This window comes from Mycobacterium sp. 852002-50816_SCH5313054-b (genome assembly GCF_001667185.1).
Taxonomy (GTDB): Bacteria; Actinomycetota; Actinomycetes; order Mycobacteriales; family Mycobacteriaceae; genus Mycobacterium.
The window spans coordinates 1-14,698 of sequence record NZ_LZIC01000026.1; the positions used below are offsets into that span (position 1 = coordinate 1).

The following is a 14,698-nucleotide window of genomic DNA, read 5'->3' on the forward strand; positions in this document are numbered from 1 at the left end:
CGACGCGCTCGACGCCCTGGAAGTCACTACTGATGAGTTGCTGCCGTAACACCGACTCGCCAGTGCCTGGCGGGGCAGGCGGGATCGGCGGGGCCGGCAGCATGAACAACGGCGGGGCTGGCGGCGTCGGCGGCGCCGCCGGTTTGCTGTTCGGCGACGGCGGGGCCGGCGCGGCCGGCGGGTTCGGGGAGCTCATCGGCGGTGCCGGCGGGGCGGGCGGCAATGCCGGCATGGTGTTCGGCGCCGGCGGCGCCGGCGGCGGAGGCGGACTCGGCGACTCCACCGGCGGGGGCCACGGCGGAGTCGGCGGCAATGCCGGCTTGCTGTTCGGCGGCGGCGGGTCCGGCGGTAGCGGCGGTAATGCCCTCGGTACTAACGGCGGTAACGGCGGCAACGGAGGCAACGCCGGGTTGATCGGCGACGGCGGTAACGGTGGAAACCCAGGGATTGGCGCAACCAAGGGCACCGGCGGCATCGGCGGCACGGCCTTGCTGATCGGCCTGCCCGGGATGGACGGAATGTAGCCAGCGCGCCCTCGAACCATTCGTCGCGGCGAGATGGCAGCATCATCTGGCAGCTACCCGACGGGCACACCTGCATCACTACCCCTGGCAGCGCACTGTCGTTCCCAGACCGGCGCGAAAGCAGGGCCACAAGGGCGGGAGCCTGTGCGCGGCTATCGGTTCCGGTGCGTTGCCCCGCCAGGCACTGGCGAGTCGGTGTTACGGCAGCAACTCATCAGTAGTGACTTCCAGGGCGTCGAGCGCGTCGCCGTTGTCAGAGGCCTGGTCCTGAAACCGTGCCGGCGTGAACCTGCGCACCGTCTCCACCGGGCCATTGGCGCTGTCGACCTCGACAAGCCACTGGTCCGCCGGCTCGTAGTTTTGGTCGATGAAGTAGCCGGTCATCTCGCGCTGCGCGCCGCGCATCGACAGCGCGTCCACGTCCAGCTCGTAGGTGCTTTCGTCTTCTCGGACGACCGTGCAAATGATCTCCTCGTCGTCCTGGCGCAGCCAGACCTCGATCGGAGCAGCACTACTGTTCACGGCTTGCGACGGTAGCCTCCGACTACCGCGGCCCGACGCAAATGTGAGTTTTCGCGTCGGAGCCACGGCGTTCTGGCTTCACGCATATCGCGCCGCACGCGGTAACCTCATTCTCATGGCTGAACCGATCGAGGAAGCCGAAGTGACGCGCGGCGACCGCTTCATCAAGACGGCCGTCGCGATCCTGGGCGAAACCGGCCGCACCGACTTCACCGTGCAGGAGGTCGTCGCGCGCTCAAAGACCTCGCTGCGCGCCTTCTACCAGCATTTCGGCAGCAAGGACGAGCTGCTGTTGGCGCTGTTCGACCGGACCATCGCGCAATCGGTGCAGGCGTGGCGCGCCGAGACCAATGGGCTCGACAGCACCGCCGCGCTCAAACTGGTGATTGACCGCGTCAGCCAGCAACCGGAATCGAGCACGCAGGACAGCCTTAACAGGGCACTGACCCTCTACAACCAGCACCTCGCCGAGACGCGCCCCCGCGACTACGCCCGCGTCCTCTCCCCCTTGCACCAACTGATTCGCGACATCGTCGGGCAGGGCATCACCGAGGGAGTCTTCAACCCGGGACTCGATGTCGGGGCCGCGGCGGCGATCGTCATGCAGACGGTCATGGGCGCGCAGCGATTGCATTGGCTCGGCACGGAATTGATCAGCACACCGATCGACGTCGGCCAGCTGTACGACTTCTGCAGCCGCGCGCTCGGCATCCGCGAAACCGACGAGGAGTCGCCGACGCCCTCGCTGGGCGAGCTGTTCGCCCAAATCGGGATGCGGCCGGGCCTCCACAATGGCGAATTCGCGATGACCATGCCGGTCAGCCCCCACGTCACGAACACCTCCGGCGCCCTGCAGGGCGGGCTGATCGCCACGCTCGTCGACGTGGCGGGAGGACAGTTCGGGCTGGAATACCTGCAGCCTGGCACCACCATGACGACCGCCGACTTGTTCGTCCGCTACCTGCGGCCCATCAAGCAGGGCGCCGCGCGCGCGGTGCCGCGGATGCTGCGATCCGGTCGCCGGGCGATGGTCATGCAGGTCGACATCTACGGCGACGGCGACGAGCTCGCCGCCACCGCGACGGTGAATTTCGCGATCATCAACGGACCGACGCCGACGGCCGGCCTCCAGGCCGACGATTAGGCCGACTACATCCCGTCGCGCAAAAGTGGTAACGTCATTACCACCTACCGAGAACCCAAAACTTCTCCCAAGGAGATCGCCATGCCGTCTCGCGAACTTTCCTTCCCGGTGTTCGACGCCGACAACCACATGTACGAGCCGCAGGAGGCGCTGACCAAGTACCTCCCCGAGAAGCGGAAGAACGTCATCGACTACGTCCAGGTGCGCGGTCGCACCAAGATCGTGGTGCGCGGCCACATCAGCGAATACATCCCGAACCCAACCTTCGAGAAGGTCGCCAAGCCCGGCGCCCAGGAGGACTACTTCCGCAACGGCGCGCAGGGCAAGACCTACCGCGAGATCCTGGGCGAGCCCATGAAGGCCATCCCCGCCTTCCGCGAACCGGGCGCGCGGCTCGAGGCCATGGACGAGCTCGGCATCGACTACGCCCTGATGTTCCCGACCCTCGCGAGCCTGGTCGAAGAGCGCATGAAGGACGATCCGGAGATGACCCACGACGTCATCCACGCGCTCAACGAATGGATGTATGAGCAGTGGTCTTTCAACTACCAGGACCGCATCTTCGCCACCCCGGTGATCACCCTGCCCATCGTCGAGCGCGCGCTCGAAGAACTCGAGTGGGTCCTGGAGCGCGGCGCCCGCACCGTGCTGGTCCGTCCGGCGCCGGTACCCGGCTTCAAGGGCAGCCGGTCGTTCGGCCTCGAGGAGTTCGACCCGTTCTGGCAGGCCTGCATCAAGGCCGAGCTGCCGGTCTCGATGCACGCCTCGGACAGCGGTTACTCGGAATTCGCGAACGTGTGGGAGCCCGGCGACGAGTTCCTGCCGTTCAAGCCGACCGCCTTCCGTAGCTTCGCGATGGGCCACCGGCCGATCCTGGACGCGATGGGTGCGCTGGTGTGCCACGGTGCGCTGTCCCGCAACCCGGAGCTGCGGATCCTGTCCATCGAGAACGGCGCCGACTGGGTGCCCGACCTGTTCAAGGGCCTCAAGGGCGTCTACAAGAAGATGCCGCAGTCGTTCAGCGAGGATCCCATCGAGGCGTTCAAGCGCTGCGTCTACATCACCCCGTTCTGGGAGGACCGGTTCGCCGAGATCGTCAAGATGGTGGGCACCGACCGGGTGCTCTTCGGCTCGGACTGGCCGCACCCCGAGGGCCTCAAGGACCCCATCTCCTTCGTCGACGAGCTCACCGACTTCAGCGAAGAGGACGTCGCCAAGATCATGGGCGGCAACCTGATGAAGCTGATGAAGGTTTCCGAACCCGCGACAAAGCCGGTTTCAGCCTGAGCGGTCGGCTTCGTCGAAGACGGAGACGACGCCCCTGGTCTCGAACACCGCGAGGCGAACATCCGCGGGTGTTTGGTGGCCGTGCTGGCGCAGGATCGCCTCCAGGTCCGAATGAGTGAGCCGGCAACGCCTCAGGTTCGCCTCGTCGAGTTCGCCGTCGCGGATCAGCACGCGCACCGGCGGGTCGACTAGTCGGCGGATCCACGGGACGAACCGCAGCCGCGCGACGAGGTCATGCGCGGCGATCAAGGCGACGAGGGCGGCCGCCCCGGTTGACCACGAGGTGTCGGCGGCCGTGGCGGTGCGCCCGACGATGGCGCCCACCGCGACGGCGGTAACCCAGTCGAACGGCGTGAACTCGGCGATGGTGCGCCGCAACATGAGCCGGAAAGCCGTTGCGGCAGTGAGGAATAATGCGAGCGCCTTGAGCGCGGCATAGGCCGCAGGTCGCCACCCGTCGACGAACTGCAGCAGTAGATCGCTCATCTCAACGCGATTCGGTCAGCGGCGGCTGCAGCGCGCTACGGGCGTGCCGACGAGCCGGAAGCCATCGCTGGTATCGATCTGCGGATCGGTACCCGCCTGAAACAGGATGATGATGTCGGAGCCGCCAAACTGGAAGTAGCCGAATTCTTCTCCCTTGGCCATGTGCCGTCCCTCGACCGCGGTGAGCATCACCGAGGACACGTGCGCCATCCCCACCGGAATGACCGCGACCACGCCGACGTCCCCACCGTCGGACGCGGCGGTGTCGATGGTGACGACTCCCCGATTCTGGGTGAATTCGTAACCGCTGGTGGCGCTGTCGCTCGACGCGAATTCGTGGTCCTCGAGGCCGACCCGCATAAAGACCTCGCCGCTGATCCGGAACGATTCCTTGACCTGTCCCGACACCGGTAGGTGATAACGGTGGTAGGCCGACGGCGGCAGCATGTAGTGAACGAATGTTCCTCCCGCGAAGCTCTCGCGATAGGCGCTGCCCCCCATGAGTTGCTTGATGTTGCCGTATTTATGAGTGTGCTTGATCGTGGTAGTCGGGATACTCGAGTCGGCGTCGATGTCATATGTCTGCTGGTAAAAGCAGTCGGCCGGTGACGTGACGACGAGGTTGGTGCCCGGCTCGGCGATCGGCCGCAGGCCGCCGTTGAGTTCGCGGCCGATGAACTGGTTGAACGTCAGCCAGCCGCTGGGCATGTTGGGGACGCCGTTCACCAGCGACTCATGGATGCGGTACTCCGGCGCGTCATCGATGAACGACTGCAAGATCTCCGGGCTGAACGATTCGGCGGTATCCAGAAAACTCCCCCACTGCCGGGTGAATTGGGTCATCCATGCCCGGAATGCCTCTGAGCTCTGCGGCCTTTCGCCGTCGACCTCTTGGTCGACCATGAAGAAGAAGTGCGCCGTCCGGTCGTTGACCTCTTTGGCCTGCCCCCGTTCCTGCCAAGCCGCCGCGTCGGACTGGCGGGGCACCCACCTGATGAAGCGCTTGAGATAGGTCTCGTACTCGTCGATATCGCGCGGCCACTCCAGCGCATCGAACAATTCCGGCTTCAACTCCGCTGCGGCCGACTCACGCGCCTTGGCCAACGACCGCTCGACGAGACCAGCGAGGCCGGAATCCTTGGCCAGGAGGTGGCGCAACTCTCGAATGGGGGCGTCCGGATCGCTCATCTGACCAGAGGTACCCGTACAAACCCGACGTAACCGCCGCGCCGGAAGGGCCGTTAAACGAATTGATCCAGCGTTAACCGGACCGCCATTGATAATCTGGTTCGTATCCACAAACCGCGCGGCTAGGTTCCGCAGAAGGGACGGCCAATTGGTCGCCAAAAAGGGCTGGGACAAGACCGTCGGTGCGGCGGACGACGTTCGCCGCACCTTTGAGAACGTCCCGGCCATGCTGGTCGGCCTCAAGGGGCCCGACCACCGGTTCGTGGCGGTCAACGCGGCCTACCGCGCATTCAATCCCACGGGCAACCCGGTGGGAAAGCTTGCGGTCGAGGTCTTCCCCGAGCTGGAGAGCCAGCAGATCTACCAGATGTTCGACCGGGTGTACGAAAGCGGCCACCCGCAATCAGGGAGAGAGTGGCGGCTGCAAGCCGACTATGACGGATCGGGCGTCCAGGAGCGGTATTTCGACTTCGTGGTCACACCACGCCGCGGGGACGACGGGTCGGTCGAGGGTGTGCAGATCATCTTCGATGACGTCACTGAGCGGGTGCGGACGCGACTGGCCGCCGAGGCGCGCATTGAGGAGCTCTCCGAGCGCTACCGCAACGTGCGCGATTCGGCCATCGTCATGCAGCAGGCGCTACTGGCCCCGTCAGTGCCTGTCGTTCCCGGCGCCGACATCGCCGCGGAATATCTCGTCGCCGCGGAAGACACCGCCGCCGGTGGGGACTGGTTCGACGCGATAGCCCTCGGAGACCGGCTGGTCCTCATCGTCGGCGACGTCGTCGGCCATGGCGTCGAGGCCGCGGCGGTGATGTCGCAATTGCGCACGGCCCTGCGGATGCAGATTTCGCTGGGGCACAGCATCGTCGAGGCGCTCGAGGCGCTCGACCGCTTCCGCGAACACGTGCCGGGTTCCATGTCGGCCACCCTGTGCGTCGGTTCGCTCGACCTCGCGACGGGCGAATTCCAGTACTGCACAGCGGGACACCCGCCGCCGCTACTGGTGAGCGCCGGCGCCAACTCGCGGTACGCGGAGCCGTCGGGCGCGGGACCCCTCGGCAGCGGCACCGGATTTCCGGTGCGCACCGAGCTGCTGGAGGTGGGCGACTCGGTGCTGCTGTATTCCGATGGCCTGATCGAACGGCCGGGCAGGCCGCTGAGCTCCAGCACCGCGGAGTTCGCCGAGCTGGCCGCGGACATCGCCGGCGGCAGCGGCGGCTTCGTCATCGATGCGCCGGGACGCCGGATCGACCGACTTTGTTCGGAGACACTGGAATTGCTGCTGCGGGAGACCAGCTACCAGGACGACGTCACACTTCTGGCGGTGCAACGGCGCACGCCGCCGCCACCGCTGCGCATCACGCTGGACGCGACGATCCACGCGGCGCGCGCGGTCCGCACGCGCCTTCGTCAGTGGCTCTCGGAGATCGGGGCCGACGCCGACGACATCTGTGACGTTGTGCACGCGGTCTCCGAGTTCGTCGAAAACGCTGTCGAACACGGGTACGCAACCGAGGTCCCCGACGGCGTCGTCGTCGAGGCGGCGCTGACCGGTGATGGAAACCTGCACGCCTCGGTCATCGATCACGGACAGTGGAAGGACCATCGCGAGGGCGAAGGGGGTCGCGGGCGCGGACTCGCGATGGCCGAGGCCCTGGTGTCGCAGGCGCAGATCACGCACGACGACGGTGGCACGACCGCCAGCCTGACTCACCCGCTGTCGCGACCGGCCAACTTCATCACCGACACGATCGTCAGCCGCTCCCCCCGCCGCCGACCCGCCGACTCCGAATTCGTCTCCCTGGTCCGTGACGCCGGCCGCATCGTCGTCAGCGGCGACGTCGACACCACCACCGCATCCACGCTGGACCGCCAGATCGCGGTCGAAAGCCGCTCCGGTATAGGGTCTTTGACGATCGACCTGAGCGGAGTCACCCACCTCGGATCGGCCGGCGTCAGCACGCTGGCCGCCGCCCGCGACCGGGCGCAGACGCAGGGTGGCGCCCTCGTGCTGGTAGCCCCGCCCGGCAGCCCGGCACATCACGTCTTGTCGCTGGTCCAAATGCCGGTTCTCAGCGGCGATCCCAGTCTTGACCGTGGCGCACCTGATTGAACGGCACCCCGCGGTCGGCGGCGTATTCGCGCGGAAATCCCAGCACGCGCTCGCCGATGACGTTGCGGGCCATCTCGGTGGTGCCGCCGCCGATGGCGACGTTCTGCCGGGACAGGTAGCGCAGCCCGGCCTCTAGACACTCGCCGAATTCCCCTACGACGCCGGCGCTTCCCGCGATCGCGAGCGCGGTGTCCATGTCCAGGGTCACGGTCTCGGAATGAAAGAGCCTGATGAGCGTCCCGGCGGTGGGTGGCAGTACACCGTCGCGGACGTTGCGGTACACGTGGTCGATCAATTGCTCGGCCACGGCGCGGTGCACGAGCACCCGGCCGGCCATCTCGTGGACCCGTTCGTCGTCGGCGCGGCCCGTCTTCTCGGCCAGGGCCACGTAGTCGACGGGCTTGGTGGAGCCGCCCTCGCTGCCGCTGCCGCTGGAGAACTCCGACCCCTGCCCCACTGCCCGGCGTTCGTGATACAGCTGCCGCGAGGCCACCGCCCAGCCGCCGTTGACCTCGCCGACGACGGCGTCGTCGCCCACGTCCACACCGTCCAGGAACTCCTCGCAGAACTCGGTCGAACCACTCAGCATCGTGATGCGCCGCAACGTGATTCCCGTATGTGCGATGGGCACCAGGAACATGGTGAGGCCTTCGTGCTTGGGCACGTCCCAGTCGGTGCGTGCCAGGCACAGTCCGTAGTCGGCGGCGAAGGCGCTGGTGCTCCACGTCTTCGCGCCGTTGATCACCCAACGGTCGCCGCTGCGTTCGGCCCGGGTGATCACACCGGCCAGGTCCGACCCGCCGCTGGGCTCACTCAACAGCTGCACCAGCACCTCATCGCCGCGCAGCGCGGCCGCGATGTGCCGCTTCTTCTGCTCCTCGGTGCCGGTGTCGAGCAGAGTGGCGCAGCAGATGGTGAACGTGGGGGTGTTGAGGATCAACGGCATCTCGTAGCCGACAGACTCGGAGTCGAACGCCTTCTGGTATTCGTAATCCAGCCCCAGGCCATCGCACTCGCGGGGAAAGCAAATACCGGCGAATCCGCCTTCGTAGAGCCGCTTTTGCAGTTCGCGGGCGCGCTGCCACGATCGCTCGTCGTCGCGGGGGACGGGCGGCGGATGCTCGGGATCGATGGCGGGCATGTTGTCCGCCAACCACTCTCGGGCCCTAGCGGCAAAGTCGGCAACGGATTCGGTGGTCGTCATCCGGCGTTCGTCATCGCTCGGGCCGCCTTCTCCGACTCGTACACCCTCAGGTTGTGCTCTTCGGGCGTGCCGAACATGGAGCGGTACAACGTGACTCGCCTCAGGTACAGGTGCAGGTCGTGTTCCCACGTCACGCCGATGCCGCCGTGCATCTGGACGCACGCCTGGACGACCCGCACGGCCATCTCACCGACATAGGACTTGGCGATGCTGGCCGACAAGCCCGCGCTGGGCGAGCGGGCGGCGACGTCGGCGACCGCGGCGGCGGTGGTGGCGCGACAGGCTTCCAGCCACAGCTTCATGTCGGCGAAGCCATGCTTGAGGACTTGGTATGACGCCAGCGGGCGGCCGAACGTGTGCCGGTCCAGCGCCCATTGCACCGTGAAGTCGAACACCGTTTGCAGGATGCCGACCACCTCGGCGCACTGCAGCACCTGAGCGATCTGGCTCTGCCGGTCGACGAGGGCAGCGGTCTCGGTCGCGCTGCCGACGGCCGCGGACGGCGGCACCACCACGCCGTCGAAATGCACCCGCGCGTATTGCTTCACCAAGTCGACCGACTGCTGCGGCTCGATGCGGACGCCCGGCGCGTCCGTCGGGACCAGGAACTGCCGAACCGCGCCGCCGCATCGCGCCACGACGAGCAGCACCCCGCTTTGGCAGCCGGCCTCCACCCGGTCTTTGGTGCCCTCGATGCGAAATCCGGCGTCCGTCTGGGTGGCCGTCACCGACGGATCCAGCGGTGCCCAGCCCCGCCCCGGCTCGCTCACCGCCCACGACGCCACCGTCTCACCCGACATCAGCGACTCGATGGTGTCGGCGTGCGACTGCGCGTCGGCGCACTCGGTGAGCGCCGCGAGCACGACGCTGACCGGATACAGCGGTCCCGGCGCCACCGTCTTGCCGAGTTGTTCGGCGACCATGGCCAGATCCTCGAGACCGCTGTCCGAAACGCTGCCGCCGCCCAACTCCTCGGGCACCAGCAGGGCCGTCCAGCCGAGTTCGGCGGCGCGGCGCCACCACGCCGGGTCGAAGGACTCGCCGGCCGCGTGCAGTTCGCGGGCGCGACGCAACGGCGCTTCTTTTTGTAGAAAGGCCTGGGTCGTGGAAGCGAAGAGTATCTTTTCGGGAGAGTCGACAGCGGTCATGATGCCGGAGGATTCGGGAGAAAGTGTGGGTGGTTGATCATCCGCCTGGTCGGTTCTCGTCGGAGTTCGCTGGGAATTCTGATGTTAGCAATGAGCAATACCGTAAGAGATACCGGAGTCCAATCGATAATGGCCGTGACGAGCGGTAATCGCGATGGCTGAGCCAGACCCCGACGCGAAAGCGTTGCTCGAAGAGGCCCAGGCGGCAGAGGCCGCCGCAGCCGAGGCGCTGGCCGCCGCGGCCAAGGCCCGCGCCGCCGCAGCACGGCTACGGCGTGAGGCCCTCGGCCGGTCCGAGCCCGCCGAGGCCTACGGCGACGACGAGGACTACGAGGAGGACTACGACGAGGAGTACGAGGAATACGACGAGCCCGTCGCCGAGCAAGCGGCCTGGCGACGCCGGTTGCCGGCGATCGCCGCGGTGGCCACCGTCATCGCGATCTGCGCTTTCGTCGCCGTGAGCGCGTACATGGTGCTCCAACACCGCGACGCCACCGAAAACCAACAGCGGGAGGCGGCGTTCATCGCGGGGGCCAAGCAGGGCGTCCTCAACATGATCTCCCTCGACTTCAACAAGGCCAGAGAAGACATCCAGCGCGTGATCGACGGTTCCACCGGGCAATTCAAGGACGACTTCCAGCAGCGGGCCAACGACTTCATCTCGGTGGTCACCCAGTCGAAAGCGGTCACCGAAGGGACCGTGAACGCCGCCGCTCTCGAGTCCATCAACGACAACTCCGCGGTGGTGTTGGTCTCGGCGACCTCGCAGGTCACCAATTCCCCACCCGGAAAGGACGTGCCACCGTTGGTCTGGCGGCTGCGAGTGACGGTCGCCAAGGTCGGCGGGCAGTACAAGATGTCGAAAGTTGAGTACGTGCCGTGACCGAAGATGTGCGCGACATGGATTCGGCTGAAGCCGAACCTGAAGCCGAACCCGCCGTCGGCACCGACGTCGACTCCGAAGCCGAAGAGAACGCAGCCGAAGACACCGCGGAACCCGATGGCGACGAGGAGGACTCCCCCGAGCTGAGCGAACCTCGGCGCCGCGGCCTGCCGCGCGGCCTGCGCAAGATCGTTGCGCCGGTTCTGATTGTGCTGCTGCTGATTTCCGGCGGTGTGGCGACGTGGCTCTACTTCAAGCAGTACCGGCCCGACCAACAGACCGATACCAGCGTCGCCCGAACGGTGGCCCGCGCCGGGGCCGACGGGACGGTGGCGTTGCTGTCCTACTCGTACGAATCGCTCGACAAGGACTTTGCCGCCGCCAGGAAGCACCTCACCGGCGACTTCTTGTCCTACTATGACCAATTCAGTCAGCAGACTGTCGCCCCGATGGCCAGGCAGAAGTCAATGAAGACCACGGCCAAGGTGACGGGCGCCGCGGTGTCGGAACTACACCCCGATTCGGCGGTCGTGCTGGTTTTCGTCGATCAGGTCACCAGCACCAAGGACAGCCCGCAGCCGTCGGTGGCGGTCAGTAGCGTGCTGGTGCGCATGAGCCGGGTCGGAGGCAACTGGTTCATCACCAAGTTCACCCCGATCTAGCCGCCTACATGGTGAAGACCCGGCGAAGGGTCTGCGCGTGCAGCGCCCGGTTCTCCTGGGAGACAACCCAATCGGGAACCAGCGAGTCGAAGCCGTTGAATGTCGCTGCGATGACATGCAATTCGGTGTGGACGTACGCGTGTAGCAGCCGGTTGGCGTAGCCGATGGCTTCGTCGCGGCACGGGTCGATCTCGGAGCAACTGATAAACGTGGGCGGCAGCCCCTCCAGGTTGGCCCGGTGCGCGGGGACGCCTTGGCCGCTGGCGGTCGCGTGGCCCAGGTAGTGGCTCCACGCGCGGCTCACCGCGGGGCCGTTGAGGCCGGGCGTTCGCTGGAATTCGCGGCGCGACGGCGTGGTGTCGGAGTCGAGCATCGGCTGGTGCAGGATCTGCACCAGGATCGGCGGTCCTTCTTCGTCGAACATCCGCTGGGCCAGCCCCGCGACCAGTGCCGCACCCGCGTCCCGGCCCATCACCGCGATGCGGCCGGGGTCGGCGTCGAACTCCGCGTGATTCGCTCCGACGTGGCGCAGCACCGCCTCCACGTCGGCCAGTGCGGCCGGACAAGGGTTTTCGGGTGCGAGCCGGTAGTCGACGGATACCAGCAGACAGCCGGCGGCGCGTGCCAGCTCCACGCACTGGGCGTGATCGGTGTCCAGGTTCCCCGTCACGAAGCCACCGCCGTGGGCGTACACCACCAGCGGCGCCGGCGATCCCGCTGCGCCCCGGTACACCCGAAGATCCAGCCGCTGCCCCTCGGGGCCGGCGATCGATCGCGATTCCACGGCGACGCCCTCGGTGTCGACGGCCGCGGCCCGCTCGGCGGCGCGCAGGTTGGCCCGCTCGCGCTCGGCGGGCAGCGTCTCGGCGCGGAACTCCACCACGCCCAGTTCGATCGCGGCCTCCCGCAACACCGGGTCGATTCGGTTGAGGCCTTGCGGCCGTGTCATGTTGGTCTGCGTCGGGTCCGCCAACGAGTCACCGTTCCCCGGGAAGCGCCTTGACCGTCGCCGGAAGCCCGTAGAGGGCCATCGCGTTGCCGCGCATGATCCGCTCCCGCTGGTCGGCGGGGAACCGGTTGATCGCATAGGTGGGCGAGTCGTAGCTCCAGTGCGGGTAGTCCGTCGAGAACATCAGGTTGTCGCCGAGGTCCATCATCTCGAGGTACTCGCGGAACTGCACGGTGTCGGCGTCTTCGAGTGGCTGGGTGGTGAACCGAACGTGTTCGCGCACATACTCCGACGGCCGCCGGCGCACGTGCGGCAGGTCGCCGCGGCGGGCTTCCCAGATCCGGTCCATCCGCGACATGACCGGCATCGCCCAGGTGAAGCCGCCCTCGACGAAGACCACCCGCAGGCCGGGGTGGCGGTCGAACGCACCGTCGAACACCAGGCTCATCAGGTGCGAGACGTAGAGCAGCGGCCAGGACGCGAAGAAGTCGTGCCAGTGCGCGGGGTTGCCGACCGGGTAGATCGGGACCAACTCGAACGGCGTCTGGCCCATCAGGTGCGTGGCCACCGGGAATCCGTTGCGCGAGGCCGCCTCGTACAGCGGGTCGAAATGCGGGTTGCCGAAGGGGATTCCACGGGTCTGGGGTGTCATCAGCACCTGGGCCATATACGGGTGCCCGGCCCACCGCTCCACTTCGCGGGCGGCCAGTTCCGGCGTCTGCGCGCTGATGCTGATGGAGCCGCGCCAGCGGCCGTGCCAGTTGTATTTGTCCAGCCAGACGTCGGCGAGCCAGTCGTTGTAGGTCGACTTGAGAACATGCTCGGCCTGCGGCAGCTGCGCATCGCACATCGGCTCCAGCGTCGCGATGCTCACACCGGCATCGAGCAGCAACTGCTTGGCGGCGAAATCCGGGTCGCTGCCGGCGACTCCACCATTGGGTGGCCACGCGTCCATGCGCAGCGACGACGTCTTGAACGAATCCGGGGTGTCGTAGAAATGCGGCACCGGGCTGACGGCGTTGCCCGTCGGCCAGATCTTGTCCACCCATTCGGCCGGCGCGTAAGACTTGAGCACGTCGGCCGAGACCGGCAACGGGTGCACGTCGGTGTCGACGATGGTGACCGCTATCTCGTCCTCTTGCCCGGTGGGCGAATCGACTCGTTCGATCGTCGTCATCACACACGCTCCTTCAGCCCGTAGAGTTCACTGGCGTTGCGCCACAACACCTTTTCGCGCTGGGCGACATCCAGGCCGTCGGCGATCGCCGCCGGCGCAGAGGTGGACCAGTGGGGATAGCCCGATCCGTACATCAGCAGATCGGACTTGCCGGTGAAGTCCATCCACCGCTGCATCGCGTCCGCCTCCGTCGGGCCGTCGAAGGCCGAGGAGCAGAACCGGACGTGGCCGGGCAGGTATTCGCTGGGGTAGCGGTCGACCCACGGCGTCTGGTCGCGCATCGACAGCCAGAAGGTGTCCAGCCGCCACATCAGCGGGGTCAGGATGTCGTAGCCGCCGTCGGCGAACACGAACTTCAGGCTCGGGTGCCGGCCGAACACGCCCTCGATGATCAGCGTGGCCAAGTGCACGAAGTAGTTCAGCGGCATGAAGGCCGCGTATCCGGGATAGGTGTGCGCGTGGCCGGCGAAGGTGGGCGGATGGTCGACGCCGTTGCCGCCGTTGATGTGCACCGCGACCGGCAGCCCGTGCGCGGCCGCGGCCTCCCAGATCGGCTCGAACATCGGCTTGCCGTACGGCTCGCGGGACTGCATGGGAACACCGACCTGCACCAGCTTCGGGTGGCCGGCGAGGCGCTCGATCTCGGCGACGGCGCCCTTGGCGTCTTCGGGGTTGACGCGGATGGTGCCCCGGAATCGGTCGCTGCGGTCGGGCTCCAGCCAACGATCGAGCAGCCAGTCGTTGACCGCCGCGCAAATTCGGCTGTTGAGCAGGTAGTCCGCGATGTTGCCCCGGGTCGGCGGGTTCAGGATGGCGTAATTGACGCCCAGGTCATCGAAGAGGTGCCGGCTGACGGTATCGGGATCCGAACCCGGGTAGTGCTCCCCGTAGAGGTCCTCCCGGTAGTCGCCGCCGGGCGCCTGATACCACTGCTTCTCGACATCGGGGATGGAACGCAGTTGGTGCGCGGCCGGGAGATAGCGCCGTATCTCCGCGTTGTAGCGGAAGTGCGGTTGCACGTTCGTGTCGATAATCATGCGGTGACATACACCTCCCCGTCGGTGACGTCGACCCGGTAGGTGCGGATGCGGCGGCGCGGATCGGCCACGTTTTGGCCCGTGGTGACGTCGAATTCCCAATTGTGCCAAGGGCATCGCACGATCTGCCCGTCGCGGACGCGGCGGATCCCGTCGGGCGATTCCGGGGCCGGCTCGTTGGTGCCGCCGAGCAGGCCCAGGCACAACGGGGCGCCCTCATGGGAGCAATAGTTGACGATCGCGTACAGCTCACCGCGCACGTTGTAGACGCCGACGCCGAACTTTCCGACGTCGATCAGTTTCATCCCGCCGGGCGGCAGTTCGTCCAGGGAACACACGAATCGCCGGTCGGGCACCTGAGAATCACCGCC

15 protein-coding genes are annotated in these 14,698 nt (G+C 66.9%); 6 read left to right on the forward strand and 9 right to left on the reverse strand.

Annotated elements, in window-relative coordinates; genetic code table 11:
- On the forward strand, positions 1-524 hold a 524-nt coding region (locus A5787_RS27190), incomplete at its 5' end, for a hypothetical protein (RefSeq protein WP_231993808.1).
- A gap of 198 nt (positions 525-722) precedes the next feature.
- Here A5787_RS27190 and A5787_RS03795 read toward each other — a convergent pair.
- On the reverse strand, positions 723-1,046 hold the full coding sequence (locus A5787_RS03795) for a hypothetical protein (protein ID WP_066961842.1): 324 nt from the start codon (positions 1,044-1,046) through the stop codon (positions 723-725).
- Between the two features lie 115 nt (positions 1,047-1,161).
- Between A5787_RS03795 and A5787_RS03800 the strand changes: the two genes are divergently transcribed.
- Positions 1,162-2,190 carry a hotdog fold thioesterase gene (locus tag A5787_RS03800; protein WP_066961845.1) on the forward strand — a complete coding sequence of 343 codons (1,029 nt, stop codon included), beginning with the start codon at positions 1,162-1,164 and terminating at the stop codon, positions 2,188-2,190.
- A gap of 81 nt (positions 2,191-2,271) precedes the next feature.
- Complete coding sequence (locus tag A5787_RS03805) at positions 2,272-3,477, forward strand: amidohydrolase family protein (protein WP_066961847.1); 1,206 nt, start codon at positions 2,272-2,274, stop codon at positions 3,475-3,477.
- Here the strand turns inward: A5787_RS03805 and A5787_RS03810 are convergent.
- Together A5787_RS03810 and A5787_RS03815 are read right to left on the reverse strand one after the other, a co-directional pair.
- Positions 3,469-3,963, reverse strand: coding sequence for a DUF421 domain-containing protein (locus A5787_RS03810; protein WP_066961850.1), 495 nt, complete (start codon positions 3,961-3,963; stop codon positions 3,469-3,471). The genes A5787_RS03805 and A5787_RS03810 overlap by 9 nt on opposite strands.
- A 15-nt stretch (positions 3,964-3,978) precedes the next feature.
- On the reverse strand, positions 3,979-5,151 hold the full coding sequence (locus A5787_RS03815; RefSeq protein WP_066961854.1) for a phosphatidylserine decarboxylase: 1,173 nt from the start codon (positions 5,149-5,151) through the stop codon (positions 3,979-3,981).
- A gap of 148 nt (positions 5,152-5,299) precedes the next feature.
- Here A5787_RS03815 and A5787_RS03820 point away from each other — a divergent pair, with 148 nt between their 5' ends.
- Positions 5,300-7,267 (forward strand): SpoIIE family protein phosphatase, encoded by a 1,968-nt coding sequence (locus tag A5787_RS03820; RefSeq protein ID WP_066961857.1) that lies wholly within the window; start codon positions 5,300-5,302, stop codon positions 7,265-7,267.
- Here A5787_RS03820 and A5787_RS03825 read toward each other — a convergent pair.
- Together A5787_RS03825 and A5787_RS03830 are read right to left on the reverse strand one after the other, a co-directional pair.
- A complete protein-coding gene (locus tag A5787_RS03825; protein ID WP_066961860.1) occupies positions 7,227-8,471 on the reverse strand; it encodes an acyl-CoA dehydrogenase family protein in 1,245 nt (414 codons plus the stop codon). The genes A5787_RS03820 and A5787_RS03825 overlap by 41 nt on opposite strands.
- A complete protein-coding gene (locus tag A5787_RS03830; protein WP_066961863.1) occupies positions 8,468-9,619 on the reverse strand; it encodes an acyl-CoA dehydrogenase family protein in 1,152 nt (383 codons plus the stop codon). The genes A5787_RS03825 and A5787_RS03830 overlap by 4 nt, the downstream gene beginning before the upstream one ends.
- Positions 9,620-9,773: 154 nt before the next feature.
- Here A5787_RS03830 and A5787_RS03835 point away from each other — a divergent pair, with 154 nt between their 5' ends.
- Together A5787_RS03835 and A5787_RS03840 are read left to right on the forward strand one after the other, a co-directional pair.
- The gene (locus A5787_RS03835; protein ID WP_066961867.1) at positions 9,774-10,502 is read left to right on the forward strand and encodes a hypothetical protein; all 729 of its coding nucleotides are present in this window, start codon (positions 9,774-9,776) and stop codon (positions 10,500-10,502) included.
- The gene (locus A5787_RS03840) at positions 10,499-11,164 is read left to right on the forward strand and encodes a hypothetical protein (protein ID WP_066961870.1); all 666 of its coding nucleotides are present in this window, start codon (positions 10,499-10,501) and stop codon (positions 11,162-11,164) included. Before A5787_RS03835 ends, A5787_RS03840 begins: the two co-directional genes overlap by 4 nt.
- Positions 11,165-11,168: 4 nt before the next feature.
- Here the strand turns inward: A5787_RS03840 and A5787_RS03845 are convergent, their stop codons facing one another.
- Genes A5787_RS03845 through A5787_RS03860 form a run of 4 tightly spaced genes read right to left on the reverse strand, consistent with a single transcriptional unit; the run spans position 11,169 to position 14,683 of the window.
- Complete coding sequence (locus tag A5787_RS03845; RefSeq protein WP_066961928.1) at positions 11,169-12,113, reverse strand: alpha/beta hydrolase; 945 nt, start codon at positions 12,111-12,113, stop codon at positions 11,169-11,171.
- 28 nt (positions 12,114-12,141) lie between these two features.
- Positions 12,142-13,290, reverse strand: coding sequence for an amidohydrolase family protein (locus A5787_RS03850; RefSeq protein WP_066961873.1), 1,149 nt, complete (start codon positions 13,288-13,290; stop codon positions 12,142-12,144).
- Positions 13,290-14,327: an amidohydrolase family protein gene (locus A5787_RS03855; RefSeq protein WP_066961876.1), complete on the reverse strand. Its 1,038-nt coding sequence runs from the start codon at positions 14,325-14,327 to the stop codon at positions 13,290-13,292. Before A5787_RS03855 ends, A5787_RS03850 begins: the two co-directional genes overlap by 1 nt.
- Positions 14,324-14,683 carry a Rieske (2Fe-2S) protein gene (locus A5787_RS03860; RefSeq protein WP_082977056.1) on the reverse strand — a complete coding sequence of 120 codons (360 nt, stop codon included), beginning with the start codon at positions 14,681-14,683 and terminating at the stop codon, positions 14,324-14,326. Before A5787_RS03860 ends, A5787_RS03855 begins: the two co-directional genes overlap by 4 nt.
- Positions 14,684-14,698: the final 15 nt, after the last annotated feature.